Raw genomic sequence first — 25333 nt, 5'->3', positions numbered from 1 at the left:
GGCGAAGCGCCCCCGTTCACGCCGACGGCCGGCCCGCGACGGCCTTCGCCGCGCATCCCCGAAAGACGCCCGTCGGCCCCGCATGAAGCGCGGGACGCGCATGAACAGACCCTAGCGTAGCAGCGACCGCCGCCACGTTCCAGCAAAACGGCCCTGCGTCACCCTTGCGACGACGGCAGGTACGGCATCGGATTCACCGGCTTGCCGTCGCGCCGCACCTCGAACAGCAGCGCGACGCGCGAGTTGTCGAGGTCGCCCATCTCGGCGATCTCGTCGCCCTGGCGCACGATGTCGCCCGTCTTCACGAGCAGCTTGCGGTTGTGCGCATAGGCAGTCAGGAAATCCGCGTTGTGCTGGACGATGATCAGGCTGCCGTAATCGTTCAGGCCGGTGCCCGCGTACATCACGCGGCCGTCGGCCGCGGCGCGGACCGGGTCGCCCGGCCGGCCGGCGATCTGGATGCCGCGGTTCTGCCCCGGCCGGAAGCCGTCGACGATCTTGCCGTTGGCCGGCCACTTGAGCGCGACGCCGCCCGCATGACGCTTCGTTTCCTTGACGACCTGGCGATCGTTCGTGCTCGATGCGGTGGTCTGTGAAGCGGCCTGGCTACCTGCGGCCCCATTGCCCGCGGCAGTTTGCGTGCCTGCCGCGCCGGCCGGCGGCAGCGGCTGCTGCTTGACGATGCGCAGCACCTGCCCCATCCGCAGCCTGCCGTTCGGGGCCAGCTTGTTCCAGGTGCGCAGGTCGGCCACGCTGCAGTTGTTCGCTGACGCGATGCCCGTCAGCGAATCGCCGCGCTTCACGACGTACTTCTGCGCGACGAGAATCGGCGCCGGCGGCATAGTGTTTGCCGACGGCGCAGCAGGCTGGCTCGAATCGGACGGCTGTCCCGCCAGCGTATCGCTCGGCGGAACGGACTGCGTGCTTGCACAACCGGCCATGACGAGCACGGCGGCCAGGCCCGACAGCCGCGCCGCATTGCGGTAAATCTCGCGCGTTTTCATGGACGATCCGACTCCGGTTTGACAATCTTTCAAGCATCTCAAAAACGGATCGGCCGACGTGTAACCGGATGCAAACAATGATGACAAACGATCACGAACCGGATGCCGGCCGGCATTCGATACCGGTAATACGGTCCGATTCAGAAAAACTTGATGGTCTTTTTGCAGGAAGGCGGAAGAATTTTCGTCGCTGAAAACTATGACAGATTTGTTTCAATAGGCGCGAGGCCGCACTCAACGCAACCATCCGACGAATTCGGAACAGGCCCACGCGACGCCGATGCACAGGAACAGCAGATGCAGCGCGATCTTGAACGACACGCCCCACGACGAATCGATCTGCATGACGGGCTCCCCGGTTGATGTGCGTCCATGATCGGCCATCGATCGCGCCCCTGAAATGCGGAACCGGCGAATCGGGTCTCAGGCTGCGCCTGAGACCCGGGCGGCGGTTCCTGCTAACTTATCGGCCATTCCACCGCCATCGCCCCCTGCCCATCATGCGCTTCGACCTGACCGACCTGCGGCTCTTCCTGAACATCTGCGAAGCCGGCACGATCACGAGCGGCGCCGAGCGCACGCACATCACGCTGCAGGCCGCGAGCGAACGCATTCGCGGCATGGAAGACGAGCTCGGCGTGCCGCTGCTGCACCGGACCAAGTCCGGCGCGCAGGCAACCGACGCGGGCCGCGCGCTCGAACACCACGCGCGCACCGTGCTGCAGCAGATCGACCACATGCGCGGTGAACTGCAGCAATACGGCCAGGGGCTGCGCGGCCATATCCGGCTGCTGTGCAACACGGCGTCGCTGAGCGAATACCTGCCCGACGCACTGGCCGACTACCTGCCGCACCATCCGAAGCTGTCGATCAGCGTCGAGGAGCGCTCGAGCCAGGAGATCGTGCATGCGCTCCGCAACAAGACGGCCGAGATCGGCATCGTCGCCGATTCGGTCGGGCTCGGCGGGCTCGAACAGAAGCCGTTCCGCGAGGACTGGCTGATCGTCGTCGTCCCGGCCACGCATCCGCTCGCGGCGCACGACACCGTCGCGTTCGACGACATCGCCGGCGAAGACTTCATCGGCCTCACCGACGGCAGCGCATTGCAGGTGCATCTCGCCGATCAGGCCCGCGCGCTCGGCAGGCGGATCCGATACCGCGTGCAGTTGAAGAGCTTCGACGCGATTTGCCGCGTGATCGCGAGCGGCGTGGGCATCGGCATCGTGTCGCGGCATGCGGCCGAGCGCGCGATGCAGACGATGGACGTGCGGCTCGTCGAGCTGTCCGATGCGTGGAGCCACCGGAAACTGACGCTCTGTGCGCGGTCGTTCGATACGCTGCCGAAGTACACGCGGGAATTCGTCGCGTTCTTGTCCGGCGAGACAACGTCGCCGTAACGCGCGCCGCATCGTCGATACACGGAGACCTGACCATGACCGAAACCGATCTCGCCACCCGCTATCGCGCGTATATCGATTGCCTGAACCGGCAGGACTGGGCGGCGCTCGGCGAGTATGTCTCCGACGACGTGATCCACAACGACCGGCCGCTCGGCCTCGCCGGTTATCGCGCGATGCTGGAACAGGACTACCGCGACATTCCCGATCTCCGCTTCGAGATCCGGCTGCTCGCGTGCGACGCGCCGCACGTCGCCTGCCGGCTGCGCTTCGCCTGTTCGCCGCAGGGAACGTTCATGGGGCTCGCCGTCGATGGCCGGAAGGTCAGGTTCGCCGAGAACGTGTTCTACGCGTTTCACGAAGGCAAGATCCGTCAGGTCTGGTCGGTGATCGACAAGGCGGCGATCGAGGCACAGCTTTAGCCCCGTCGCAGCGACCGCTTGCCGGCCCGGACCGGTGCACCGATATCCGGCCTGATACGGCCTGATCCTTATGGATAACGTTTTCTCTCGTCATCCTTCGAAAGCGCGCCGCCAATCAGTCTTGCTGCCTGCCGCAGCTGCACCCGCATCCCGCGCGATGCCATCTCATTCATTGAGAGAATTCCGCGCGATTTCCGTGCAATCTTGATCCGCATACCCGTTTCACCATTCCCACTATCCGGGTTTTCACCGGCGCATCCGGCGTGAAAGTTCGTTGACATCGCGTCGCTCGATGCCTAAATTTGGAAAACGTTTTCCAATGCTTCAGCGCGACGCCGGCCACGGCCCGTGCAGGGGGAACGCTTGCCCGCTCGAGTTGTGATTCAGGCCGTCCGCCTTCAGGGATCAGGGTTGCAAGGCGGAGGTCAGGTACGGGCATCGAGCGCGGCAACGGCCACATCCGCCCGTCCTTCATCACTATTCGAAACTGGAGACACAATGCATCCGCGCAGCAGATTCGCGCTCGGCGCCGCGTTCAGCGCCCTTTCCGTCCTGTTCGTCAGCGCATGCGGCGGCAACGACGTGACCGACACGCCGGCGGCATCGCCTACGTCGCCCGCACCGTCGACGCCCACGCTCGCGTCGAATTCGCTGCAGGCGCTCGTCTACGGTGCGCCCGACACCAGCGTGCCGGCCGGCACCGGCATTCCGGTCACGATGATGGGCCAGATGCGCGCGCTGTTCGACCTGATCCGGAAATCGCCCGACTTCACGCAGGTCGTGATGGATCTCGGCGACGGCACGCCCGTCCACGTGCTCGATACGAATACCGGCGACAAATTCCTGCCCGGCAAGCTCGCGCTCGGCCTGTCGTACATCCTGATCGACATGAAGTCGAAGAACGACCCGCAATACGCAAGCTACCTCGCGACGTACCAGACGATCACGACCGCGATGATGGCGCAGTCGGGCAGCAACTACACGTATGCGAACACGTCGTGGGGCGAGTACTACTATCTCGTCGCACTGAACAACCTGAAGGCGCACGGGATGCTCAACGAAGTCTTCAGCGACGCGATGCTCGCGACGCTGCAGCAGCGCCTGACCTTCTGCGACATGTTCGGCCCCGATGCGAGCGGCAAGACCAGTACGTGCCCGGCCGCCGGCACGCCGATCGATATCGCATCGCTCAACACTGCGCAGAATTACTATGCGGTGTCCTACGGAATTGCCGGGCTGCGCCAGAAGCTCGGCTGGAGCAGCCCGTCGTTCGCCTCGAAGACCGATCCGTCCGTGGCGACGATGGGCGCGCGCGACGCGCTGCTGTACACGCTGACGAACCACATCCGCAACGATTCGTCGGGCGGCTTCTCCGACGAAGCGTCGAACACGCACACGACCTACTACGACCAGGCGCGCTTCGACCGCTACAGCACGCTGCTGATCGGAGAGGTGGTCGAGCGCACGTTTGAGATGGACAACGTGGCGAACCTCACGCCCGAACTGAAAGGCTATCTGCGCAAGTCGGTGGACCTGATCCTGCCGCAGCTGAACGCCAACGGCCAGGGCTTCAACTACGGCCGCTCGATCGGCCCGTACGGCGATTCCGCGTTCATGGAAGTGCTGACGGCCGCCGCCAACGCGGGGGTGCTGACCGACCAGGAGAAGCAGGTTGCGTATGCGTTCATCTACCAGGCCGCGCATCGTTTCGACACGTACTGGTACGACCCGTCGCTGCCGACGCCGTCGGTGAACATGTGGGTCAAGGGCCGCGGCACCGACGCGTATCGCGGCAAGCCGCGCGTGATGGGCGAGAACTTCAGCCTGCTGCACCAGTACCTGTACGTGAATGCGTGGTGGAACAAGCTCGGCTTCGGCGGCAAGGCGCCGATGGCCGATGCGGACTACGGCGCATGGCTCGACGCGCTGCCGCGCTACACGCTCACCTGGTACAACCAGCCGACCGATGCCGCGCACCCGTACAGCGCGGCGCTGCTCACCGTGCGCGACGGCCGGCGCGTGATCAACCTGAACCTGAGCCAGGCACCCGACTACAACTCGTTCACGCCGTACTACCCGGTGCCGTTCTCCGACAAGCTGATCTACGGCACGACCGACCTCGGCTACGCGCTGCTGGTGCCGCAGGTCACGTACAACGCGAAGAGCTACATTCCCGTCACGTACTACAAGAACCTGAGCGTGCAGCAAAGCAACGGCCAGGTGGTCGTGTCGTTCGATACGACGAAGTTCCGCCTCGCCTCGAAGAATGCGGCCTACACGACGGATCTCGACCTGCAGGTACACACGGTGCTGACCTTCGCGCACGGCGCGGTCACACGCAGCGATACGCTGAGTTCGGGCACGCTCACGGGCAACCTCGCGGTCGAGACGGACTTCACGTCGTTCGCGGATTTCGCGTCGACGCAGGCCAACGGCGACGGCGTATCGGTCACCTATGCGAACAGCCCCGCGACCGGCTATGCGGCGTCCGGGTTCGACACCTGCGCACTGTCCGCCTTCGACACGGCGAACGGCACGACGAACCCGCTGTCGACGACGCCGATCGGCCAGCTGCATTCGAACTTCGCGTGCACGACGAAGCCGTTCGCACTCGGCGCGGGCGCGACGCGTACGGTCGGGTGGACGCTGAAGTACGCCGATCCGGCCTGAGCCGTGTGATCCACGCCGCGTGAACGCGCCCGAAGCCGGTTGCCGAAACCGGCTTCGGGCGCTTCACAACCCGGCAGGCGTCACACTCGCCCGGAATACCCGTTCACAGCCACCCCGAAACCGCCATATACGCGCCGAGCGCCATCAGCCCGACGAAGAAGCAGCGCTTGAACGCCTTCTCGCTCATCACGCGCCGCGCATACTGGCCGCCCACCATCCCGGCCAGCGCCGGCACGAGCGCGAGCGCCGACACGCCGAGATCGACCGTCTGCAGCGCGCCCGTCACGCGCAGTTGCAAACCGAGCACGATCGTCGACGCGGTGAACGACAGCCCGAGCGCCTGGATCAGGTCGTCCTTCGACAGCCGCAGCGCCTGCAGGTACGGCACGGCCGGCACGACGAACACGCCGGTCGCGGCCGTCACGACACCCGTCAGGTAGCCGACCACGGCCGACAGCCATTTTTCATGGCGCCCCGGCGCGGGCAGCCGCGCGGCAGCGAGCCCCCACAGCCCGTACAGGATCAGCACCACGCCGAGCGCCGCGTGCGTCCAGGAACTGCCGGCCGCGAGCGCGGGCAACCCGCCCGTCAGCGTCCCGATCGTGAGACCGGCGAGCAGCGGCCACAGCCGGCGCAGCAGCGGGCCGAACGACGGGCCGAGCCACAACTGCCACACGTTGGTGATGAACGACGGTACGAGCAGCAGGCTCGCCGCGGCCGACGGCGGCATCGCGAGCGTCAGCAGCCCCATCGCGATCGTCGGCAGCCCGAGCCCGATCATGCCCTTGACCGCGCCGGCCAGCAGGAAAACCAGCACGATGATCGTCAGCGTATGAATTTGCATGGAGGCGGTTCCATCCGGTTGAGTACGGCGCCGATGGTGCCGCCCCGCCATGCTGCCCGCCATCTGGCTTTGCCTGAGGCTGGCTAGGGCCCGCCGGACGGGCCTGTCAGGCCCGTCGATCCGGCCCCGTGAATCACCCCCGTCCCTGCTCGCTGTCGAGGTGCGCCATTTGAGCGGCCGGATAGCGCTCGCCGGCAGCCGCCCCGGCGGGCACCGCCGCTTCGATGCGGGCGAGATCATTGACCGTTAGTTGCAACTTAGTCGCCAGCAAACCATCCTGCAGTTGCGTGCGCTTGCGCGCGCCGACCAGCGGCACGATGTCGGCGCCGCGCGACAGCGCCCACGCGATCGCGACCTGCGCCGGATTGCTGCCCTTCTCGTCGGCGATCGTGCGCAGCGCATCGACGAGCGCGAGGTTGTGCTCGAGGTTCTCGCCCTGGAAGCGCGGGCTCGCCGCGCGGAAATCGCGCTCGCCCTGCCGTGCCGCGCTCCAGCGCCCGCCGAGCAGCCCGCGCGACAGCACGCCGTAGGCCGTGACGCCGATGCCGAGCGCGCGGCAGGTCGGCAGGATGTCGGCTTCGATCCCGCGCGACAGCAGCGAATACTCGATCTGCAAGTCGGCGATCGGTGCGACGGCCGCCGCGCGGCGGATCGTGTCGGCGCTGGCTTCGGACAGCCCGACATGGCGCACGTACCCGGCCTTCACGAGATCGGCGATCGCGCCGACCGTGTCCTCGATCGGCACGGCCGGATCGACGCGCGACGGCCGGTAGATGTCGATGTAGTCGGTGCCGAGCCGCTTCAGCGAATACGCGACGAAGTTCCGGATCGCGTCGGGCCGCGCGTCATAGCCGGCAAACCCGCCGGCCGGATCGCGCAGCGCGCCGAATTTCACGCTGATCAGCACCTGGTCGCGTGCCCGGCCGCGCAGCGCGTCGCGGATCAGCATCTCGTTGTCGCCCATCCCGTAGAAATCGCCGGTGTCGAGCATCGTGATGCCGTGGTCGAGCGCCGCATGCAGCGTCGCGATGCTTTCGTCGCGGTCGGCCGGCCCGTAGAAGTCCGACATTCCCATGCAGCCGAGTGCGATGGCCGAAACCTGCGGGCCGGTGCGGCCCAGTTGACGCGTGTCCATGTCCGTTTCCTTCGAGTGGTGAGTGGATGGAGCGGATTCTGGTCGCTTTGCCGCGCGCGATAAACGCGAAACGTTCCACCAAACCATTCGACGCTGATTAACAATGGAGACTGTCTTCCATCACTGCCAAGGTTCTCGCCCGCATGGATCATCTGCAAGCAATGCGCATCTTCGCGCGCGTCGCCCATCTCGGCAGCTTCACGAAGGCGGCCGAGCAACTGCAACTCCCCCGTCCGACCGTCAGCAACGCGGTCCAGTATCTGGAAAAGCACCTGAAGATCCGCCTGCTGCAACGCACGACGCGGCGCGTCGCGCTGACCGCCGAAGGCGCGACCTACTACGAGCGCTGCGTGCGACTGCTCGCCGATCTCGACGATGTGGAAACGCTGTTCGAGGACGCCGGCACGTCGCCGCGCGGCGTGATCCGCGTCGACCTGCCCGAGCGTTTCGCGCTGAACCAGGTGATCCCGGCGCTACCGGATTTCCATGCGCGCTACCCCGACCTGCGCGTCGTGATCAGCACGACCGACCGCTTCGTCGATCTCGTCGCCGACGGCATCGACTGCGCGGTGCGGGTCGGCGTGCTGTCCGATACGTCGCTCGTCGCGCGGCGCGTCGGCGAGATGGCCCAGATCAACTGCGCGTCGCCCGCGTACCTGGCGCGCCACGGCACGCCGCGCTCGCCGGACGAGTTGCCGGACCACGTCGCGGTCGGCTATTTCTCGAGCCGCACGGGCCGCGAGCTGGACTGGGAATATGCGGACATGGATTCGGGCGACGTGCACACGGTGAAGATGCACAGCGTCGTGTCGGTCAACAGCTCGCAGGCGTATCTCGCGTGCTGCGTCGCGGGCCTCGGGCTGATCCAGGCGCCGCGCGACGGGCTCGCGCCGCTGCTCGCCGACGGCGCGCTGGTCGAGGTGCTGCCGGAATGGAATGCGGGGCCGCTGCCCGTATCGGTGGTGTTCCCGACCGGCCGGCACCTGGCGCCGCGCGTGCGGATCTTCGTGGACTGGCTCGCGGAAACGCTCGGCGGCATGCACCGGGCGGACTGACGCGGACCGGTGCCGGGGCGCCCGGCCCCGGTCACCGGCCGGTCGAAACGATCAGAACTTGTGGCGGATCGCGGCGCGCACCGCGAACTGGTTCGACGACGCCGACGGGCCGTCCGTCCCGACGACGTAGCCGCCGTCGGCCGCCGTGCCCGTCTTGTCGCCGGCCACCTTCTGCCACGCGCCCTGCAGGTACACGTCGGTGCGCTTCGACAGGCTGTAGTCGGCCATCAGGCCGACCGTGTGGTACTTCGGTTTGAACGAGCCGGCCGCGGCATCGAACTTGCCGTCCGTGTACACGTACTGCGCGCCGAGATAGAAATCGGGCGTGAGCTGGTACTTGCCGTTGATCTCGAAGTTCTGGAACTTGGTCGCGGTCAGCCCGAGGCCGGCGAACGTCGACGCCGGCAGGTAGACGGTCGACACCGGGTTCTTCACGTCCGTCTTCGTGTAGACGAAGCCGACCGTCGCCGGGCCGAACGTATAGTTCACGCCGCCGCCGAAGATGCGCAGGCGATCGGCGACGAAGTTCGCGTCGTCGGCCGAGATCGCGCCCGCGCTGCCGACGCCCGGGTTGTTCGCCTGCAGGTATGCAGCGGCGACCTGCAGCCCGGCCAGCGAATACTGCGCGCCGATGCTGTACTGGCGGTTGTTCGAGAAGCCCGTGCTGTTGCTGAAGCTGTACGTGCCGCCGAACGTCAGGCCGTTCCAGTCGGGGCTCGCGTACTTGACCGTGTTGTTGACGCGGAACGAGTTGTCCGTGTTGTCGTTGTCGAACGGGTGCGAGAACAGCGTGCCGCCCCAGTTGCCGTTCGCGGTCAGCGGCGCGAGATAGTCGACGACGGAGTCGTACTGGCGGCCGAACGTCAGCGTGCCGAAGCGCGACTGGCTCAGCCCGACGAACGCCTGGCGGCCGAACATGCGGCCACCCTGGCCGAGCCGGCCGTTGTTCACGTCGAAACCGTTTTCCAGCGTGAAGATCGCCTTCAGCCCGCCGCCGAGATCCTCGCTGCCCTTCAGGCCCCAGCGGCTGCCCTGCGCATAACCGCTCGCGAGCTGGTAATTCGTCTTTCCGACCCCATTGACGTTGACGTTGTTCGTGTAATTGAAGCCTTCGTCGATCAGGCCGTACAGCGTCACGCTGTTCTGGGCAAAGGCCGGCGCGGCGAAGGCAGCGAGCGCGGCGGCAAAAATGACGTGCTTCTTCATGACGGATCTCCGGAGCCGAGGGCCGGGCAGGCCGAGCGCCCGGCGAATGTTTGGTCTGTTCTATGTGTGGCCCGCAGGGCGGACGACGCGGTGTGCGGCCGCGTGAGGACAAAATGGTGTCACGTCGGAAACCGTCCGTCCATCGGGGGTTGATCACCGCGCGCAAAGCGTTGCGCTCGTCCAACTGCTCCGTTGCGCCGACAGCCTGACCGGGCTTATCGGCAGCGGCGGGCCGGCCCGCCATCCGCGTAAACCCGGCCGGTGTCGCATCGGTGGCACAATGCGCATCCGTTCGCCATTTCTTCACGAAGTCATGCTTCACCCCGATTCATGCGCGGCATGGGCCGGCCGCGCCCGCGGCCCGCGCCGGGACGCGATCCGATGACCGCGCCTGCCCGGGCCGGCCGCTACGCCGAACTCGATTTCTTCCGCGGCCTCGTGCTGCTCGTCATCGTCGTCGACCACATCGGCGGCAGCATCCTGTCGCGCGTGACGCTGCACGCGTATGCGCTGTGCGATGCGGCCGAGGTGTTCGTGTTCCTCGGCGGCTTCGCGACCGCCATCGCGTACAACTCGCTCGCCGAGCGGCACGACGAGGCCGCCGCGCGCCAGCGCTTCATCCGGCGCGCGTTCGAGATCTATCGCGCATTCCTCGTGACGGCCGGCCTGATGCTGCTGATCACGGCCGCGCTGAACGCGTTCGCGATCGACGGCCCGAACATGCCGACCAACGATCTCGACGGCCTGCTCCACAAGCCGCTCGCCGCGCTGCGCGACATCCTGTTGTTCCGCCGCCAGCCGTATCTCGCGTCGGTGCTGCCGATGTACGCGTTCTTCGCGCTGCTCGTCCCGCTCGCCTTGCCGCTCGCACGCACGCAGCCGTGGCTGATGCTCGCGTTCAGCGGGTCGCTGTGGTACGCGGCGCCGCACGTCGCGCGCTTCCTGCCGACCGTCGAAGGCGCGCCGTGGGACTTCAATCCGTTCGCGTGGCAGTTCCTGTTCGTGCTCGGCGTGATCGCGCGCTGCCAGCCCGTCTACCAGACGCTCGCACCCAAGCCGCAAGGCTGGCTGCTGACGGCCGTGTCGCTCGCGATCGTCGCGGCCGGCGCGTACTACCGGCTGCGCATCGAGCCGTTCCCGACCGATCCGTCGATCAAGCAGAACCTCGGCGCGCTGCGGCTCGTGAACTTCCTCGCGATCGCGTGGCTCGCCGCCAAGCTCGTGCACCTCGGCTGGATGAAGAAGGTCGCGCACGCGATGCCGTGGATCGGCACGATCGGCCGGCAGGGGCTGCTGTGCTTCGTCGCGGGCACCGGCATCTCGCTCGCGGTCGATTCGCTGCTCTACCAGGCGACCGAAGGCTATCTCAACGTGCCGCTCGGCCTCACCGCCGACGTCGTCGCGATGGGCCTGCTGTACCTCGTGGCCAAACTCTACGGGCCGCTCGTCGCGCGGCTGCCGTTCCGTTCGCGGCGATGATGCGCCGCACCGTCACGCGCCGCTGCTACGATAGCCGGCGCCTCTCCTGAAACGCTTCGCCATGCGCCGACTCACCCTTCCGTTCGCCATCGCCCTGATCGCCGGCTCCATCGCCGCGGCCCGCGCCACGCCGGCCGCGCCGCCGGTCCAGCCCGCGCCGCCGCCGGCCGTGCAGACCGCGACGACGCCGTCGTCGATCCAGGAACCGCCGGTCAATCCGGGCAGCAGCGTCGTGCTGCGCACGTTCCGGTCGGCCTCGCTGAAGCGCGACTGGTCGTATACGGTCTACCTGCCACCCGGCTACAACCCGGAAGGCGCGCGCTACCCGGTGATGTACCTGCTGCACGGCAATGCCGGCAACGCGAACGACTGGGTCACGCAGGGCCGGCTGCAGGCGACCGCCGATACGCTGATCGAGCGCCGCGAGATTCCGCCCGTCGTGATCGTGATGCCGCAGGGTGGCACCGACTGGTACGTCGACCGCAAGGAGAAGATGCAGAGCGCGTTCCTCAACGACCTGCTGCCCGAGGTCGAGGCGCACTTCGCGGTGTCGAACCAGCGAGCGGGCCGTGCGATCGGCGGCGTGTCGATGGGTGGCTTCGGCGCGCTGCGCTTCTCGCTGCTCGAACCGGGGCTGTTCTGCGGCGCGATGCTGCTGAGCCCCGCGATCTATGCGAACGAGCCGCCGCTCAATTCGGCCGCGCGCTACGTCGGCGTGTTCGGCGACCGGCAGTTCGACTCGCGCGTGTGGCACGAACTCAACTACCCGGCGCTGCTGCGCGGTTATTTCGCGCGCAGCTGGCGCGTGCCGATGTTCATCGCGGCCGGCGACGACGACCTGACGATCCAGGCCGAATCGAGCGTGCTGTACACGCACCTGCGCCGCGCGCAGAACCCGGCCGAGCTGCGCATCGTCGACGGCGGGCATACGTGGGACGTGTGGCGCGGGCTGCTCGGGCAGGGGTTGAAGTACGCGCTCGAGTGCGTGAAGTGACGGCAGGCGGGCGTTGCGCCGCCCGTTTTCGTCTGGCGGGCCGCTCACCGGCCGGTAGCCGTCGAGCGGCATGCGCGCCGATACGCTGCCCGCGTCACGCAGGCACGCAGGCCGCCATCAAAGCCACGTCCCGCCCTGCCGCTCGCTCGGCGCCTCGTTGAGCGCATCGAAGTCGTGGATCCAGTCCAGGTGATGCAGCACGCTGTCGCGTTCGGCCAGACGCGCGTTGCGCGCCTGCGCAGCCGGCCCGTCGGGCAGGTGCAGCACGTCGGCCGCTGAAATCGACGCGTACTGCACCTTGCGCGTGCGGCCGCGACGCAACTGCTCGTATGCTTCCTGCGCTTCACGCCAATTCCCCGGCCCTGCCTTCGCGAGTTGCGCCGCCAGCACCACCGCATCCTCGATCGACTGGTTCGCCCCCTGCCCGTGGTGCGGCACCAGCGCGTGCGCGGCATCGCCGATCAGCGTCACACGCCCGCGGCTCCAGCGGCCGAGCGGCGGACGGTGGAACAGCCCCCAGCGCTGGCTGACCGGCACCGCGGTGATCATCTGCACCACGGCCGGATGCCAGCCCCCGAACGCGCGCAGTTGCTCGCCCTCCTCGGCCGGCATGACCCAGTCGCGCGACGGCCACGGTGACGGATGCCGCTCGACCAGCAGGAAATTCTGGTCGCCGTTGTCGCCGATCGGATAGTGCAGCAGATGCCCGTGCGGCCCGACCCAGAACTGGATCGTCTCGGGATCGGGCAGCAAATCCATGCGCGCGGCCGGCACCACGCCGCGAAAACCCGAACAGCCCGAGTACAGCGCATCGTCGTAGCCGAGCATCCAGCGTCGCGTGATCGAACGCGCGCCGTCCGCGCCGATCGCGAGATCGGCTTCGATGCGTGCGCCGTTGTCGAACGACAGCGTGACGCGCTCGGGATGCTGCGCGAGATCGACCAGCCGATGGCCGAGATGGATGCGTTCGAGGCCGACCGCCTTCGACAGCACGGCCTGCAAATCCGCGCGATGCACGCCCCAGTACGCGCCGCCGAATTGCCGGCGGTAATCGGGAGTGCCGCGATGATGGCCGATCACCGCGCCGCTGCGCCCGTCGCGATAGACGAGACCCGGGATGTCCGCGCATACCGCATCGAAGGCTGCGCGCAGCCCCATGCGTTCGTAGAAGCGCGTCGCATTGGCCGACAGCGCGACGGCCGCGCCGACTTCGCGCAATTCATGGGTCTGCTCGTAGAGTTGGGCGTCGATGCCGTGCTCGCGCAATGCGAGCGCGAGGGTCAGGCCGCCGATGCCGGCGCCGACGATCGCAATCTTCAGGTTCGTCTGCATGATGAAGATGTCTCCGATATTCCTATGTGGGGTCTGCGACTTGCGCAGCGGTCATGTCGAATGCATGCGCCGTATCGGTATTTTCAGGAGTGGACTTTCATCCCGCAATAAAATGAAATGAATCTGCTTCATCACCAAATGCAATGAATCGGGCCATGCGAAACCGATGGAACTGAGCGAGATCGACCTCAACCTGCTGCTGCTTTTCCAGCGGCTGATGCAGGAGCGGCGCGTGTCGAGCGTCGCCGAACAGATGAACATGAGCCAGCCGGGCGTCAGCAACGCGCTCGCGAAGCTGCGCCGCCGGCTCGGCGATCCGCTGTTCGTGCGCGGGCCGGGTGGTGTCGTGCCGACGCCGTTCGCGCTGCGTCTGGCGGAACCCGTGTCGCATGCGCTCGCGACGCTGCATGCCGCGCTGAATCCCGAGACCGGTTTCGATCCGTTGCGCGCCGCGCGGACGCTGACCATCGGCATGACCGACATCGGCGAAGTCGTGTTCCTGCCCGCGCTGCTCGAACACCTGTCGCACGCGGCACCGGGCATCGCGCTCAATACCGTGCGCGACACGAGCGTCAACCTCAGCGACGAAATGGCCGACGGCCGCGTCGATCTCGCGATCGGCCTGCTGCCGCAGCTCAAGGGCGGGTTCTATCAGCGCCGGCTGTTCGATCAGCGCTATGTGTGCCTGTTCCGGCGCGGGCACCCGCTCGAGGACGCGCCGCTGACGGTCGACGCGTGGTGCGACGCCGAGCATCTGGTGGTGGTGTCGGCCGGCACCGGTCACGGGCAGGTGGACGAATGGCTGAAGCGGCGCCGCGTGAAGCGCCAGGTACGGCTGACGGTGCCGCATTTCATGAGCGTGGGCTACATCCTGCAGCGCACCGACCTGATCGCGACGGTGCCCGAGCACCTCGCGCTGCAACTCGCCGCGCCGTTCTCGCTCGGCTGGCGCGCGTTGCCCGTCACGCTGCCCGGTGCGCCGATCCATATGCTGTGGCACACGCGGGTCAATCAGGACGAAGGGAACCGGTGGCTGCGCGACGTGGTGGTCGATCTGTTTGCGGAAACGGGCGCGCACGCGAAGAAGCGTTCGCCTGGCCGGAAGAAATAGCTGCGGTTATCGCGCGGCCGGGTGCGCTTGCGATGTCGCTTGAATCCGTATGCCGCGCATTTCGTCTACATTGCCGAAGTGGCGATGACACCGGTCGTCGCCCGCATCACCCGTCACTCAACCAGCAGGAAATCAAGCCATGTCTGTCTCGAAGCAATTCGCAGCCGTCACGGGCGCCGGCTCCGGCATCGGTCGTGCAGCGGCCATCGCGCTCGCTGCCGCGGGCTTCACCGTCGCGCTGCTCGGGCGCAACGCGGCATCGCTGCACGAAACGCAGGATGCGATCCACGCCGCCGGCGGCGATGCGCAGGTGTTTCCCGCCGACGTGACCGACGAAGCATCGGTCGACCACGCGTTCGCGCAGATCGCGCAGCAGTTCGGCCGGCTGGACGTCCTGTTCAACAATGCCGGGCGCAACGCCCCCGCCGTTTCGCTCGACGAATACGACTTCGACGTGTGGAACAGCGTCGTCGCGACGAACCTGACCGGCGTCTTTCTGTGCGCGCGGGCCGCGTGGCGCCTGATGAAAGCGCAAACGCCGCAAGGCGGCCGCATCATCAACAACGGCTCGATCTCGGCACACGCGCCGCGCCCCGATACGATCGCGTACACGGCCACCAAGCACGCGGTGACCGGGATCACCAAATCGCTGGCGCTCGACGGCCGCCGCTACAACATCGCGTGCGGCCAGATCGACATCGGCAACGCGGCCACGGCGCTGACGGACCGGATGACGCAAGGCGTCCCGCAAGCGGATGGCAGCCTGGCACCCGAGGCACGCATGGACGTCGCGCATGTCGCGAACGCGATCGTCCAGATGGCGAACCTGCCGCTGGACACGAACATCCTCACCATGACGATCATGGCGACCGCCATGCCGTTCGTCGGTCGCGGATAAACCGGCGCTGGGGCCCGCGCCGGAAGATGTCGCCAGGAACCTGGCGCGATGCCTCCCGGCGCTCGACTCGCTGCGCCGCTCAGGCCAGCGACTGCGTACGCTTCCGGACTTCGCGCTGGTCGATGCCCAGCCGCGCGGCAAGCCAGTCGCAGATGAACTCCTGCCCGAGCGTCGGATTGTCGACCTGGCAGTGCGCGGCGCCCGTTTCATCCGGATCGAACAGCCGCAGCGTCGCGTCGACACCCTGCGCCTTCGCATAGTCGTAGGTATCGGTTGCCGTCTTCAGGCCGAGCCAGTCCTCGGTGCCCTGCAGCACCAGGTACGGCACCGAGATTCGATCGATCACGCCGGCGAGACGGAAATCCCGCGCCTTGTCGACCACACCCTGCGGCGTCGCGCAGCCGAACACCCATTTCAGGTGCCGCCAGATGAGCCGCTCCGGCGTCTCGAGCCAGCTCGCGAACAGTGCCCCCATGTCGAACATCACCGAATCCGAAACCGCCGCGACGATGCGCTTCTCGAACGACGCCGCGCGCGCCGCATAGACGCCGCCGACGCTTGCGCCATACAGTGCGATCCGGCCGGCATCGACGTCGCGGCGCGTCAGCAGGTAATCGACGCACGCGCCGACCGGCACTTCGGTATCGGGCCGGTTGACGATGCCCTGCCGGCGCAGCGTGCCGCCCTGCCCCGGCAGATCGACCAGCAGCAGCGACATGCCGCGCGTGAGCGCGTGCTTGGGCATCTCGTGGAGCAGTTCGTCCTTGTACTCGTCGAGCCCGCCGAACGCAATCACGGCCGGCGAACGCACGCCGTCGCCCGCGCACGGGATGAAATACGCGTCGAGATGCGCGCCACCCTCGTACGGGATCCGCACGATCTCGCCGGCCGGCGTCAGCCCTTCGAGATAGCGATGCGAACAGCGTTCGACGCTGTCGAACGTGTCGCGCCGCCGCGCGTCGTCATGCGCGAGGTAGAACTCCGACGACCGGTAGTAGTTGGCCGCGCGCAGCCAGTTGCTGCTCGCGGTGCGCAGGAAGCCGCGCTCGAATGCGTCGAGCGCGCGCTGCTCGCTGGCCCTCGCGAGGAGTTGCCATTCGCGATACCAGCTCTCCGTGTCACCGGGCGTCATCCGCGACGCCGCGCGAAAGCACTCGCTGATCAGGCTCGCACCTTCCTGCGCACCGCCGAGCGTGCGCGCGAACTGGAAACTCAACTCCGGCTCGCCGGGCCATTGCACCCAGCCTTCCGCGCGATACGCGCCATTCATCCGGTCGTCTTGCAGATTCATGTCAGCCTCTCCGAAATTACCGATACGTAAATTTCTGGTCATGCCAATGCGCTACCGCTTGTGCCTCCATTCATCATGCATGCAGCATCGCGCGCCGACAGCCGGGACGAGATGCGTTGCGTTCAGTTCTTGAATTTACATATACGTAAATACAGAAACCGAAAAAACGAGGCATCGAAGGTGCCCCGCTTTCGTCACGTCAACACGCCGGAAGTGTACGCCTCGATGCCGGCCAGCGACAAGCCTCGCACATTTCATCGGCCGGTTTCGTGCCGATGCGGTATATTTTTATTACGTATCAGTAAAATCATTCTCCCCGGTGAACGTCAATGAGCAAGAAATCCCGCGTCGCGTCGCTCCTGTCGGCACTGCCGCTCAAGCCTCAGCGTCGCGAGCACCTGCAGGTTCCCGCCGACCAGATCGGGCAACGGCTGCGCGCGCTGCGCCAGTCGCGCGACCTCACGCTGAACGAGGCCAGCCGGCTGACCGGCGTGCCCGCGGCGACGTTTTCGCGCATCGAGACCAACAAGATGTCGCCGACCTTCGGCGTGCTGCACCGGATCATCGAAGGGATGGGCTTCGACTGGCGCGACGTGCTGACCCACCACCCGCGCCATCGGGCTTCGCTGAGCGTTTGCCACGCGGGAGACATCGTCACGACGCGGATTGCGAACATCCCGTACACATACGCGCTGCTGCATCGCGACAGTTCAGCCGGGATGATCACGCTGCGCATGCAGGTCGACGCGCGCACCGTGGACGAAGCCGGCGGGCTCGCCGGTCATGAGGGCGACGAGTTCTGCTATGTGCTGTCGGGCGAACTGGCGCTGCATTTCGAGCACGGCGAGCCGACACGGTTGCGTGCCGGGGAAAGCGCGTTGTTCTCTTCGCACCGGCCGCATGCGTACGTGGCGCCGTCGCCGGACGGCGCGACGCTGCTCGTCGTGCTGACGCCGCCGGGCCACACGCCGCAGCAGCCCGCATCGCCTTAGCTCACCCCTGCAACGCACGGTCCACGCCCACCCGGTTCCGTCATCGCCTTTTGGCTTTCTTTCCAAAGGCCGGTGGCTTGCATATGACGAACTGACGGCGGTCCTTGCCCCGGATCCAGAGCGGCGCGTTACCGCGCCCGCTCCACTCCTTGCCGCTCGCCGGATCGCGATAGCGCGCCGGCAACGCTTTCACGATGTACGAGCCACGGCGGCCGTTGCGGCCGACCAGGTCGCGATGCTTGATCGCATAGGTGTCCATCAACGAGTGAACCTTCTCGATCGCATCGATGCGTTCGCGCTCGCGGGCGCGCTCGATTTCCTCGTCCAGTTCGGACAGCTCCACAACGAGCTGCGCATAGGTCTTGCTCACGCTCATCTTCCGCTTCCTGCCACGCATCCACATGCAAATCGACATGATTCGCATGACTAACCGACTGTTTCGTCACGACGCACGAGGCCGGCATACCTGATCGACCGGCGACGCGCTCTGCGCATCGGCGGCGCGACTATCCCTGGCGCACCGGCACCGCATCGACGCCCCCGCACCGGCACGATCGTCCGCCTGGTCCCCGCCCACTGCGGACATTCGGGTGCACAATCGTGCCCGGTGTTTCAAATATCAACTGATATCTGGAATGCGATCGTAATGATTTCCATCTCAAATATCAACTGATATCCTTTCGGCCATGATCACGGCACCCCTTCCCCCGCGGCTGACCCGCGAAGAAAGTCGACTGCAGACCCGCGCGCATTTGCTTGCCGCGGCGAAGCGGCTGTTCGTCGATCGCGGTTTCGGCGCGACGTCCCTCAGGGATATCGCGGCCGAGGCCGGCTACACGCAGGGCGCGTTCTATTCGAATTTCGCGAGCAAGGAAGCGTTGTTCGTCGAACTGATGCAGTCGCGCTCGACGGCGCAAGTGGCAGACATCGCCCGGGCGCTGAGCGACCCGTCCGCGTCCGGGAACGACATACTGGATGCGCTGGAAGTGTGGTCGCGGACCGTCGATGCCGAGCCCGAGTGGTCGGTGCTGGGCGTCGAATTCAAGCTTCACGGGCGTCGCAATCCCGATTTTGCGAAGGCGGTGCAGGCATTACTGGATGCCCACCGCGATGGCCTTGCCTGTTGCATCGAACAGATTTTTGCCCGGTTCGGGAAAGTGCCGCCCGAGTCGCCGACCGTCCTGGCCGTGTCGTTCATGGGGCTCTCGCAAGGGTTGTCGCTGCACGAGTCGATCCTGTCGGAGGTGCCGATCGGGCACATGATCATGGTGTTCCTGCGCAGCCTGCTGGCGTCGGCCGAGCCCGTGCGTTCCTCGGCGAGGCCACGGGCGCAAAAGAATTGACCGGCTCCGCGATGGAACCGGATGGTGCGTGATGCGGCGGCACGATGCGGCGCCGCATGCCAATGCGCGGCGTTACGCCCGCACGATATCTTCGGCGCAACGATCGACCGTTTCGTCGCGATACTGTTTACCGGATGAAAAATGACCGACGTACCTTACTTCTCGCAGTGGGAATCGAGGATGCTGATCGACAAGTTTCTGTCCGGCGCGCTGCGTTCGGAAGACGATCCGCTCTGGCGCGAGTCGGGCGCCCGCAGCCCCGAAGAGTACGCGCAATGGAGCCCGCACATCTGCGGCATCGCATGCCTGAAGATGCTGCTCGCGCAGCGTACGAAGCGCGTGTTCCCGTTGCTCGAACTGGTCCACGACGCCGTGACCTTCGGCGTCTACCGCCCTGAACTGGGCGATGGCGGCAAACGCCTGCTGTACCGACCGTTCGTGCAATGGCTCGGCGAGCGTTTCCAGATGCGAGGCAGCGTCGTCGAGCATACGGAATCGGCGGTCCTTGAAGCAAGGCTACGCGACGGACACAGGCTGATGGCGTCGGTCCATCCGGGAATCCGGCATCGGGATGTCGAGCCGCCGGCGCGTGGCGGCCATCTGGTGCTCGTGCTTGGCGTCGACGCACAATCCGGCGACTGGATCTTTCATAACCCGTCAGGATTTGAACGGGACACGCAGGAAAACGTGACGATGCGGCGCGAAACCTTCGATCGCTACTTTGCCAATCGAGGAATCCTGATCGCCCCACCGGATTGAATGCCCTCACACATCCGGATCCGGAATCCGCGCCGACTGAATCACGACCAGCGTATCCCCCGCCTCGATCCTGCACGGCGGATCCTCGTAGAACGAATAGATCTTCCCGCAGCGATCGAGCCCGACCACGATCGCACCCGGCACGACGTTCGTCAGGCACCCGATCTCCTGCGGCAACGCTTCGCGCTCCAGCAGCGTCGCACGCCCGCGCGTCGACAGCATGTCGTTCACGAACGGCACGATATAGCGGCTGTGCACCGCATCCGCGAGCAGCAGCGCGCCGATCTTCGTCGACGACACGATCACGTCCGCGCCGGCCTGCCGCAGTTGCCGCTGGTACAGGTTTTCCTGGATCCGCACGACGATCTTCGTATCGGGCGCGATGCTGCGCACCGACAGCGTCAGCAGGATCGCGGTCGGATCGTCGGTCACCGAAATGATCACGGCCTTCGCCGCGCGCACCTGCGCCTGCTGCAGCAGATCCTCATGCGCAGGATCGCCAAGCAATCCCGTCACGCCGAGCGACGTCGCGGCCTCGAGCGCCTGCTGCTGCGAATCGATCACGATGACCGTCGCGGGATCGACGCCGCTTTCCAGCAACTCGCGCACCGCGATCGACCCCGACAGGCCATAACCGCACACGACGATGTGATCGGACAACTGCTTCTGCAGGCGCTTCATGCGGAATTCCTCGATAACGCGCTGGATCACGAACTGATACGCCGTGCCCAGGAAAATGAACCAGATGACGATACGGATCGGCACGATGAAGAACGCATCGAGCAGGCGTGCCCGCGCGGTGACCGGCACGATGTCGCCGTAGCCGACCGTCGCGACGGTGACCATCGTGAAATAGACGAGATCGGCGACGGTCATCGGCGTGCTCTTGGTCGAATCGCGCAGGCCGTCGCGATCGAGATACAGCACGATGAACGCGAGCGTGCACAGCAGCACGACCGCGCCGATGCGGAACAGCAGCGTGCGCCGCGGCGACGTCGCGGGACGCGTGAACAGCGTACGCGTACGCGGCGCCTGCCACGGATTGCGGGCACGACGCAGGCGTAAGCGCAACGAGCGGCGCTGGTCGGATGGCGAAGCCAACGGGGAGTCTCCTGAAGAATGCGGGCTCGATTTTACGACGGGAACGCGCGCGCCCGGCCGTCACAGCATGCTGCGCGGCCGCACCATCGTTCCGTCGACGAAGCGCCGCGCGCGAAACGCCGACAGGTCGAGCGACGGCGTCCCGGTATCGATCCATTCGGCGAGCAGCCGGCCGACGATCGGCCCCATCGCGAAACCGTGACCGCAGAACCCCGTCGCGATCGCGAGCCCCGACGGCGTGCCCGGTGCATCGATCACCGGGATGCCGTCGGGCAACACGTCGATCAGGCCGGCCCACGCCTCGACGATCTGCGCGTCCTTCAGCGCGGGAAAGATCGCCTTGAGCTTCGCGAGTGCGCGCGGCGCGTGGGCGCGATTCGGCTGCGGCTGCGGATCGCGCGGCTCGACCGGCCCGGTCGCGCCGCTGATGCGGGCAAGCGCGTCGCGCCAGGCAGACGCATTCAGGTGCAGCCGGAATTTGTCGCGCTGCGACCAGAACTCCGGCCAGAAGAGACTCAACCCGCGCAGGTGGCCGAGCGTCAGATCGACGTCGACCTGCATGTCGTCGGCGAGATTGATCGCGCCGTTCTCGCGCTGCCGGATGCCGAGGCCGTGCCCCCAGACCGTCGCCGCCGACACCGGCGGCACCACATTGGTGCGCATGCAGGTGCCGCGCACGGCCTGCTGCGGCAGCCGGATGCCGACGCCGTCGAGCAACCGGAAACTGGTCGCGCCGGCCGCACAGATCGCGCGCCGCGTACGGATCGTGCCGCGCTCGGTCACGACGCCGACGACCGCGCCGCCGGCCGTCTCGATCGCCGTCACGCCGCAGCCTTCGAAGAAACGCGCGCCGGCCTCGGTCGCGCGCGCCGCGAACGCGGCGGCCACGCGACGCGGCTCGGCCTGCCCGTCGGTCGCGGTGTACAGCCCGCCAAGCGTGCGTGCCTGCGACGAAAGGCCACGGACGCGCTCGTCGATCTGCGCGCGCGTCAGCGTGCGCGTATCGAGCCCATGCTCGCGTGCGACGGCGAGCCACGCGTTGAACGACGACCAGTCCGTTTCGTTGTCCGCAATATAGAGACAGCCGCCCTGCCGCCATTCGAGATCGAAACCGAGGGTTTCCTCTAACCCCTCCCAGATCCGCATGCCCGCCATCATCAGCGGCACCTCGGCGGCTTCACGGCCCTGCTGCCGCACGAAGCCCCATGCGCGCGTCGACTGCTGCCCGGCGATGCGCGACTTGTCGAGCACGACGGCCTTCAGGCCACGCAGGCCCAGGTAGTACGCGGCCGCGCAGCCCATGATGCCGGCGCCGGCGATCACGACGTCGGCTTCGGCCGGGAACGCCGTTTCGGCGCGGGTCAGGGCATCGTGCAACGGATAGGTTGTCGTCATTGTTTCCTGTCAGTCGTTAATGCGTTCGAGATGCGGGTGCTTGCGGTAACTTCGTGACACACCTTTCACACAATCGCACCTTTCACGACACTGAATGACGACCATTTTGCGGTAAAGTTATCTTTTGCGCGCGTGGCCGGTCGGCTCGCCATTGGACGTCATGAAGACTGTCCGTCGAGACTGCCGCAAGGCGTCGTTCTGAACGTCACGATCCGTTCCCGTAGCATGACCACTGAAGCAATCACCACGGATTCCCTCGCGGTTGCCGAGCGCGTGCGCGAGCTGATGACCCGCAACGGCATCGGCAAGCGCCAGCAGACCACCGAGCTGTGCCGCATCCTCGACCTGAGTTTCTCGCAAGGCCACCGCAAACTGCGCGGCAGCAGCCCCTGGACGCTCTCGCAGATCAAGAAAGTCGCCGAAGCGTACGGCGAACCCGCCGCCCAGCTGTTCGGCGCGCAAACGCTCGACCCCGGCATGGTCGGTGCCTATTCCCAGGAAGCCGTCCTTTATGCGGGCGTCGCCGAGATCCCGTGTACCGCGTGGATCGGCGCGCCGCTCGAAGCCGGCGCGCGTCCCGAGTTCGTCGCGTACGAACAGAACGGCCGCTGGCGCGTGCTGCGTCATACCGGCGTGCTGTACCAGAACGCGTACGACGTGCACAAGATCGAGATCTATCCGCGCCGCGCGGAGAGCGACAAGCTCGTCGTCGCGGTGATCGACCCCGATCGCGTCAGCGCGACCGAGCTGTGCCGCTATCTCGAACGGCAGGGTTTCGCGACGGCCGCGTTCGACGGTCTCGCGCCGTTCGTCGACGCCCTGCAGGGCCAGGCCTTCGACGCCGTGCTGACCGAATGGCTGTTCGACGACAGCACGGCCGCGACCGCGATCAAGGCCGTGCGCACGTCCGACAACCCGGGCGCGCCGATTTTCGTCCTGACGGGCGACCTGCTCACCGGCCGCGCAAGCGAAGCCGACATCAGCGAAGTCATCCGCGCGTTCGACGTGGTCTGTTACGAAAAACCCGCGCGCATGGCGATCCTCAGCGCGGATCTCGCGAAACGGCTCGCGCGCGGATAATCCCCGCCGGCCCGCCTCACCTCAGGGTGGCCAGCGGGCGCGCAATGCCGCTGGCATGGACAGGTTCCTCAGTACAATAGCCGGACCTGTTCACGCCCGCACCGGCATCCGCCGCCCGACGCCATGGCCCGCCTCATCCCCGACGACTGGAAAAGCCTCGCCGCGACCGGCGCGGCCGAACGCGAACGCGAAACGCTCGCCGCGCTCGAACACGCACTGCCCGACAGCTACACGGTGTATCACGGCGTCCACTGGACGCGCGCCGATCAGGCGTTCTCGGTGTTCGGCGAAGCGGCGTTCGTCGTCGTGAGCCCGGCCGGCCGCGTGCTGCTGATCGAGCAGAAGGCCGGCTTCCTGCGCGAAACGCCGAAGGGGCTCGTGAAGGTCTATCTGCAGAAAGAGCGCAATGTCCCGATCCAGCTCGCGCGCACGCAGGAAACACTGCACCGGCGGCTGACGGCCGCGCTCGGCGCGGGCGTCTACGGGGTCGAGGCGCTGCTGTACTGCCCCGACTACTCGATCCGCGACGCGTCGATCGCCGGCGTCGCGGCCGACCGCATCGTCGACGCGTCGCGCAAGGCGCAGCTCGCGCAGGTCGTCCTGCAGATCCTGCCCGAGGACGACGCACACTTTCCGAACGCGCCGAAGCTCCACCATTTCCTCGCGGACGAGCTCGCGCTCACGCCCGACACGAGCGCGCTCGTCGGGCAGGCCGGCACGCTCGTCACGCGGCTGTCCGGCGGGCTCGCCGAATGGGCGCGCCAGCTTGAGTTCGCGCCGTTCCGGCTGCGCGTCACCGGCACCGCCGGCTCGGGCAAGACACAGCTCGCGGTGCAGGCGATGCGCGATGCCGTCGCGGCGGGCAAGCGCGTGCTCTATGTGTGCTTCAACCGGCCGCTCGCCGACTACATCGCGCGCATCGCGCCGCCCGGCGCGAAGATCGCGAATTACCACCAGCTGTGCGACTGGGTCGCGCGTGACGGCGGCTATGTGCCCGACTTCCAGGTGCCCGGCGAATTCGAGCGGCTCGAAGCGCGTTTCGCGGAAGCGCCGATTCCCGAGCACTGGCGCTTCGACGTGCTGGTCGTCGACGAAGGGCAGGATTTCCATGCGCCGTGGGCGGCCGCGCTGGCGCGCGTGCTCGCGCCGGACGGCGCATGGTGGTGGCTCGAGGATCCGCTGCAGAACCTGTACATGCGCGAACCCGTCGCGCTGGCCGGCTGGGTCACGCTGAAGGCGCTGACGAACTACCGCAGCCCGCGCGACCTGCTCGAATTCGTGCGCGACGTCGTCGGCCGGGTCGAGCCGCTCGCGGCCGAGCTGCGCGCGGGCAGCCCGTTCGACGGTTCGGATCCGTCGGTGTCGGCATACGGGGACGATGGCGCGTCGGGAGACGCATTGACGGAAGCCTGCATCGACGCGACCAAGCGCGCGATCACGCACGCGCTGTCGCTGGGCTTCCGCAAGCAGGACATCGCGGTGCTGTCGTATCGCGGCCGCGAGGGCTCGGTGCTCGCGCCGCTCGACCAGCTCGGTCCGCACCGGATCAAGCGCTTCACCGGCAAGTACGACCTGTTCGGCAACCCCGAATATCGCGAAGGCGACGTGCTGCTCGATTCGATCTACCGCTTCAAGGGCCAGTCGGCGCCGTGCGTGATCCTCACCGAAGTCGACTTCGACACGCTCGACGCGCGGGCCGCGCGCAAGCTGTTCGTCGGTGCGACGCGCGCGACGATGAAGCTGCTGATCGTCGCGTCGTCGCGCGCGGCCGCGCAACTCGCGGCGGTCTGACGCGGCGAAACGGTTCGCCCGGCCCGGGGACACT

23 protein-coding genes are annotated in these 25333 nt (G+C 66.9%); 13 read left to right on the top strand and 10 right to left on the bottom strand.

The features are described 5' to 3' along the window. Positions 1 to 158 precede the first annotated feature (158 nt). On the bottom strand, positions 159 to 1004 hold the full coding sequence (locus tag ACWMMN_RS22715; protein WP_256086251.1) for a peptidoglycan DD-metalloendopeptidase family protein: 846 nt from the start codon (positions 1002 to 1004) through the stop codon (positions 159 to 161). 500 nt (positions 1005 to 1504) lie between these two features. Here ACWMMN_RS22715 and ACWMMN_RS22710 point away from each other — a divergent pair, with 500 nt between their 5' ends. Further along, a complete protein-coding gene (locus ACWMMN_RS22710) occupies positions 1505 to 2401 on the top strand; it encodes a LysR substrate-binding domain-containing protein (RefSeq protein ID WP_059240225.1) in 897 nt (298 codons plus the stop codon). Positions 2402 to 2436: 35 nt separating this feature from the next. Then, positions 2437 to 2823, top strand: a complete 387-nt coding sequence (locus ACWMMN_RS22705) for an ester cyclase (RefSeq protein ID WP_486423978.1) — start codon at positions 2437 to 2439, stop codon at positions 2821 to 2823. A gap of 68 nt (positions 2824 to 2891) precedes the next feature. Here ACWMMN_RS22705 and ACWMMN_RS22700 read toward each other — a convergent pair whose 3' ends face one another. Beyond that, positions 2892 to 3104 carry a hypothetical protein gene (locus tag ACWMMN_RS22700; RefSeq protein WP_174991252.1) on the bottom strand — a complete coding sequence of 71 codons (213 nt, stop codon included), beginning with the start codon at positions 3102 to 3104 and terminating at the stop codon, positions 2892 to 2894. 217 nt (positions 3105 to 3321) lie between these two features. Between ACWMMN_RS22700 and ACWMMN_RS22695 the strand changes: the two genes are divergently transcribed. Continuing rightward, positions 3322 to 5493, top strand: coding sequence for a hypothetical protein (locus tag ACWMMN_RS22695; protein ID WP_486423977.1), 2172 nt, complete (start codon positions 3322 to 3324; stop codon positions 5491 to 5493). 103 nt (positions 5494 to 5596) lie between these two features. On the opposite strand, the gene ACWMMN_RS22690 is transcribed toward ACWMMN_RS22695, so the two are convergent. Next, on the bottom strand, positions 5597 to 6337 hold the full coding sequence (locus tag ACWMMN_RS22690) for a sulfite exporter TauE/SafE family protein (protein WP_174991254.1): 741 nt from the start codon (positions 6335 to 6337) through the stop codon (positions 5597 to 5599). A gap of 133 nt (positions 6338 to 6470) precedes the next feature. Next, a complete protein-coding gene (locus tag ACWMMN_RS22685; RefSeq protein WP_174991255.1) occupies positions 6471 to 7472 on the bottom strand; it encodes an aldo/keto reductase in 1002 nt (333 codons plus the stop codon). 143 nt (positions 7473 to 7615) lie between these two features. Between ACWMMN_RS22685 and ACWMMN_RS22680 the strand changes: the two genes are divergently transcribed. Beyond that, positions 7616 to 8527, top strand: a complete 912-nt coding sequence (locus ACWMMN_RS22680; RefSeq protein WP_059240213.1) for a LysR family transcriptional regulator — start codon at positions 7616 to 7618, stop codon at positions 8525 to 8527. A gap of 51 nt (positions 8528 to 8578) precedes the next feature. Here the strand turns inward: ACWMMN_RS22680 and ACWMMN_RS22675 are convergent, their stop codons facing one another. Next, entirely contained in the window at positions 8579 to 9733 is a 1155-nt protein-coding gene (locus ACWMMN_RS22675; RefSeq protein ID WP_059240211.1) for a porin, read from the bottom strand. Between the two features lie 381 nt (positions 9734 to 10114). Between ACWMMN_RS22675 and ACWMMN_RS22670 the strand changes: the two genes are divergently transcribed. Together ACWMMN_RS22670 and ACWMMN_RS22665 are read left to right on the top strand one after the other, a co-directional pair. Then, entirely contained in the window at positions 10115 to 11212 is a 1098-nt protein-coding gene (locus ACWMMN_RS22670; RefSeq protein WP_059240968.1) for an OpgC domain-containing protein, read from the top strand. Positions 11213 to 11273: 61 nt separating this feature from the next. Further along, positions 11274 to 12206, top strand: coding sequence for an alpha/beta hydrolase (locus ACWMMN_RS22665; protein ID WP_174991256.1), 933 nt, complete (start codon positions 11274 to 11276; stop codon positions 12204 to 12206). A 117-nt stretch (positions 12207 to 12323) separates the two neighbouring features. On the opposite strand, the gene ACWMMN_RS22660 is transcribed toward ACWMMN_RS22665, so the two are convergent. Beyond that, positions 12324 to 13538: an FAD-dependent monooxygenase gene (locus tag ACWMMN_RS22660; RefSeq protein WP_340624840.1), complete on the bottom strand. Its 1215-nt coding sequence runs from the start codon at positions 13536 to 13538 to the stop codon at positions 12324 to 12326. A 166-nt stretch (positions 13539 to 13704) separates the two neighbouring features. Here ACWMMN_RS22660 and ACWMMN_RS22655 point away from each other — a divergent pair, with 166 nt between their 5' ends. Both ACWMMN_RS22655 and ACWMMN_RS22650 read left to right on the top strand, forming a co-directional pair. Further along, positions 13705 to 14649 (top strand): LysR family transcriptional regulator, encoded by a 945-nt coding sequence (locus ACWMMN_RS22655; RefSeq protein WP_486423976.1) that lies wholly within the window; start codon positions 13705 to 13707, stop codon positions 14647 to 14649. A 139-nt stretch (positions 14650 to 14788) separates the two neighbouring features. After that, complete coding sequence (locus ACWMMN_RS22650) at positions 14789 to 15547, top strand: SDR family oxidoreductase (protein WP_486423975.1); 759 nt, start codon at positions 14789 to 14791, stop codon at positions 15545 to 15547. Between the two features lie 79 nt (positions 15548 to 15626). Here the strand turns inward: ACWMMN_RS22650 and ACWMMN_RS22645 are convergent, their stop codons facing one another. Further along, positions 15627 to 16838 (bottom strand): alpha/beta hydrolase family protein, encoded by a 1212-nt coding sequence (locus ACWMMN_RS22645; protein ID WP_486423974.1) that lies wholly within the window; start codon positions 16836 to 16838, stop codon positions 15627 to 15629. Positions 16839 to 17167: 329 nt separating this feature from the next. Between ACWMMN_RS22645 and ACWMMN_RS22640 the strand changes: the two genes are divergently transcribed. Beyond that, a complete protein-coding gene (locus ACWMMN_RS22640) occupies positions 17168 to 17830 on the top strand; it encodes a helix-turn-helix domain-containing protein (RefSeq protein WP_174991259.1) in 663 nt (220 codons plus the stop codon). Between the two features lie 40 nt (positions 17831 to 17870). On the opposite strand, the gene ACWMMN_RS22635 is transcribed toward ACWMMN_RS22640, so the two are convergent. After that, positions 17871 to 18206: an H-NS histone family protein gene (locus ACWMMN_RS22635; protein ID WP_226196366.1), complete on the bottom strand. Its 336-nt coding sequence runs from the start codon at positions 18204 to 18206 to the stop codon at positions 17871 to 17873. 310 nt (positions 18207 to 18516) lie between these two features. On the opposite strand from ACWMMN_RS22635, the gene ACWMMN_RS22630 reads away from it, so the two are divergent. Beyond that, entirely contained in the window at positions 18517 to 19173 is a 657-nt protein-coding gene (locus ACWMMN_RS22630; protein WP_486423973.1) for a TetR/AcrR family transcriptional regulator, read from the top strand. A gap of 141 nt (positions 19174 to 19314) precedes the next feature. Then, positions 19315 to 19932 carry a cysteine peptidase family C39 domain-containing protein gene (locus ACWMMN_RS22625; RefSeq protein WP_059240192.1) on the top strand — a complete coding sequence of 206 codons (618 nt, stop codon included), beginning with the start codon at positions 19315 to 19317 and terminating at the stop codon, positions 19930 to 19932. Between the two features lie 6 nt (positions 19933 to 19938). Here the strand turns inward: ACWMMN_RS22625 and ACWMMN_RS22620 are convergent, their stop codons facing one another. Together ACWMMN_RS22620 and ACWMMN_RS22615 are read right to left on the bottom strand one after the other, a co-directional pair. Next, positions 19939 to 21033: a potassium channel family protein gene (locus ACWMMN_RS22620; protein WP_059240190.1), complete on the bottom strand. Its 1095-nt coding sequence runs from the start codon at positions 21031 to 21033 to the stop codon at positions 19939 to 19941. 60 nt (positions 21034 to 21093) lie between these two features. Beyond that, positions 21094 to 22428 carry an NAD(P)/FAD-dependent oxidoreductase gene (locus ACWMMN_RS22615; protein ID WP_486423972.1) on the bottom strand — a complete coding sequence of 445 codons (1335 nt, stop codon included), beginning with the start codon at positions 22426 to 22428 and terminating at the stop codon, positions 21094 to 21096. 225 nt (positions 22429 to 22653) lie between these two features. Here ACWMMN_RS22615 and ACWMMN_RS22610 point away from each other — a divergent pair, with 225 nt between their 5' ends. Then, a complete protein-coding gene (locus tag ACWMMN_RS22610) occupies positions 22654 to 23508 on the top strand; it encodes a helix-turn-helix domain-containing protein (RefSeq protein WP_059240186.1) in 855 nt (284 codons plus the stop codon). Between the two features lie 123 nt (positions 23509 to 23631). Further along, on the top strand, positions 23632 to 25299 hold the full coding sequence (locus tag ACWMMN_RS22605) for an ATP-binding domain-containing protein (protein WP_342705091.1): 1668 nt from the start codon (positions 23632 to 23634) through the stop codon (positions 25297 to 25299). The last annotated feature ends 34 nt before the right edge of the window (positions 25300 to 25333 follow it).

This window comes from Burkholderia cepacia complex sp. TUM26381, from assembly GCF_057439935.1.
The sequence above is the reverse complement of the archived record's forward strand: the minus strand, read 5'-3'. Positions and strand labels throughout refer to the sequence as shown.

Coding starts and splice junctions, on each gene's coding strand:
- ACWMMN_RS22630 (WP_486423973.1), top strand. CDS start 18,517: ATGATCACGGCACCCCTTCCCCCGCGGCTGACCCGCGAAGAAAGTCGA.
- ACWMMN_RS22710 (WP_059240225.1), top strand. CDS start 1,505: ATGCGCTTCGACCTGACCGACCTGCGGCTCTTCCTGAACATCTGCGAA.
- ACWMMN_RS22705 (WP_486423978.1), top strand. CDS start 2,437: ATGACCGAAACCGATCTCGCCACCCGCTATCGCGCGTATATCGATTGC.
- ACWMMN_RS22680 (WP_059240213.1), top strand. CDS start 7,616: ATGGATCATCTGCAAGCAATGCGCATCTTCGCGCGCGTCGCCCATCTC.
- ACWMMN_RS22670 (WP_059240968.1), top strand. CDS start 10,115: ATGACCGCGCCTGCCCGGGCCGGCCGCTACGCCGAACTCGATTTCTTC.
- ACWMMN_RS22640 (WP_174991259.1), top strand. CDS start 17,168: ATGAGCAAGAAATCCCGCGTCGCGTCGCTCCTGTCGGCACTGCCGCTC.
- ACWMMN_RS22625 (WP_059240192.1), top strand. CDS start 19,315: ATGACCGACGTACCTTACTTCTCGCAGTGGGAATCGAGGATGCTGATC.
- ACWMMN_RS22665 (WP_174991256.1), top strand. CDS start 11,274: ATGCGCCGACTCACCCTTCCGTTCGCCATCGCCCTGATCGCCGGCTCC.
- ACWMMN_RS22655 (WP_486423976.1), top strand. CDS start 13,705: ATGGAACTGAGCGAGATCGACCTCAACCTGCTGCTGCTTTTCCAGCGG.
- ACWMMN_RS22615 (WP_486423972.1), bottom strand. CDS start 22,428: ATGACGACAACCTATCCGTTGCACGATGCCCTGACCCGCGCCGAAACG.
- ACWMMN_RS22645 (WP_486423974.1), bottom strand. CDS start 16,838: ATGAATCTGCAAGACGACCGGATGAATGGCGCGTATCGCGCGGAAGGC.
- ACWMMN_RS22650 (WP_486423975.1), top strand. CDS start 14,789: ATGTCTGTCTCGAAGCAATTCGCAGCCGTCACGGGCGCCGGCTCCGGC.
- ACWMMN_RS22635 (WP_226196366.1), bottom strand. CDS start 18,206: ATGAGCGTGAGCAAGACCTATGCGCAGCTCGTTGTGGAGCTGTCCGAA.
- ACWMMN_RS22610 (WP_059240186.1), top strand. CDS start 22,654: ATGACCACTGAAGCAATCACCACGGATTCCCTCGCGGTTGCCGAGCGC.
- ACWMMN_RS22700 (WP_174991252.1), bottom strand. CDS start 3,104: ATGTCAACGAACTTTCACGCCGGATGCGCCGGTGAAAACCCGGATAGT.
- ACWMMN_RS22715 (WP_256086251.1), bottom strand. CDS start 1,004: ATGAAAACGCGCGAGATTTACCGCAATGCGGCGCGGCTGTCGGGCCTG.
- ACWMMN_RS22675 (WP_059240211.1), bottom strand. CDS start 9,733: ATGAAGAAGCACGTCATTTTTGCCGCCGCGCTCGCTGCCTTCGCCGCG.
- ACWMMN_RS22690 (WP_174991254.1), bottom strand. CDS start 6,337: ATGCAAATTCATACGCTGACGATCATCGTGCTGGTTTTCCTGCTGGCC.
- ACWMMN_RS22695 (WP_486423977.1), top strand. CDS start 3,322: ATGCATCCGCGCAGCAGATTCGCGCTCGGCGCCGCGTTCAGCGCCCTT.
- ACWMMN_RS22605 (WP_342705091.1), top strand. CDS start 23,632: ATGGCCCGCCTCATCCCCGACGACTGGAAAAGCCTCGCCGCGACCGGC.
- ACWMMN_RS22660 (WP_340624840.1), bottom strand. CDS start 13,538: ATGCAGACGAACCTGAAGATTGCGATCGTCGGCGCCGGCATCGGCGGC.
- ACWMMN_RS22685 (WP_174991255.1), bottom strand. CDS start 7,472: ATGGACACGCGTCAACTGGGCCGCACCGGCCCGCAGGTTTCGGCCATC.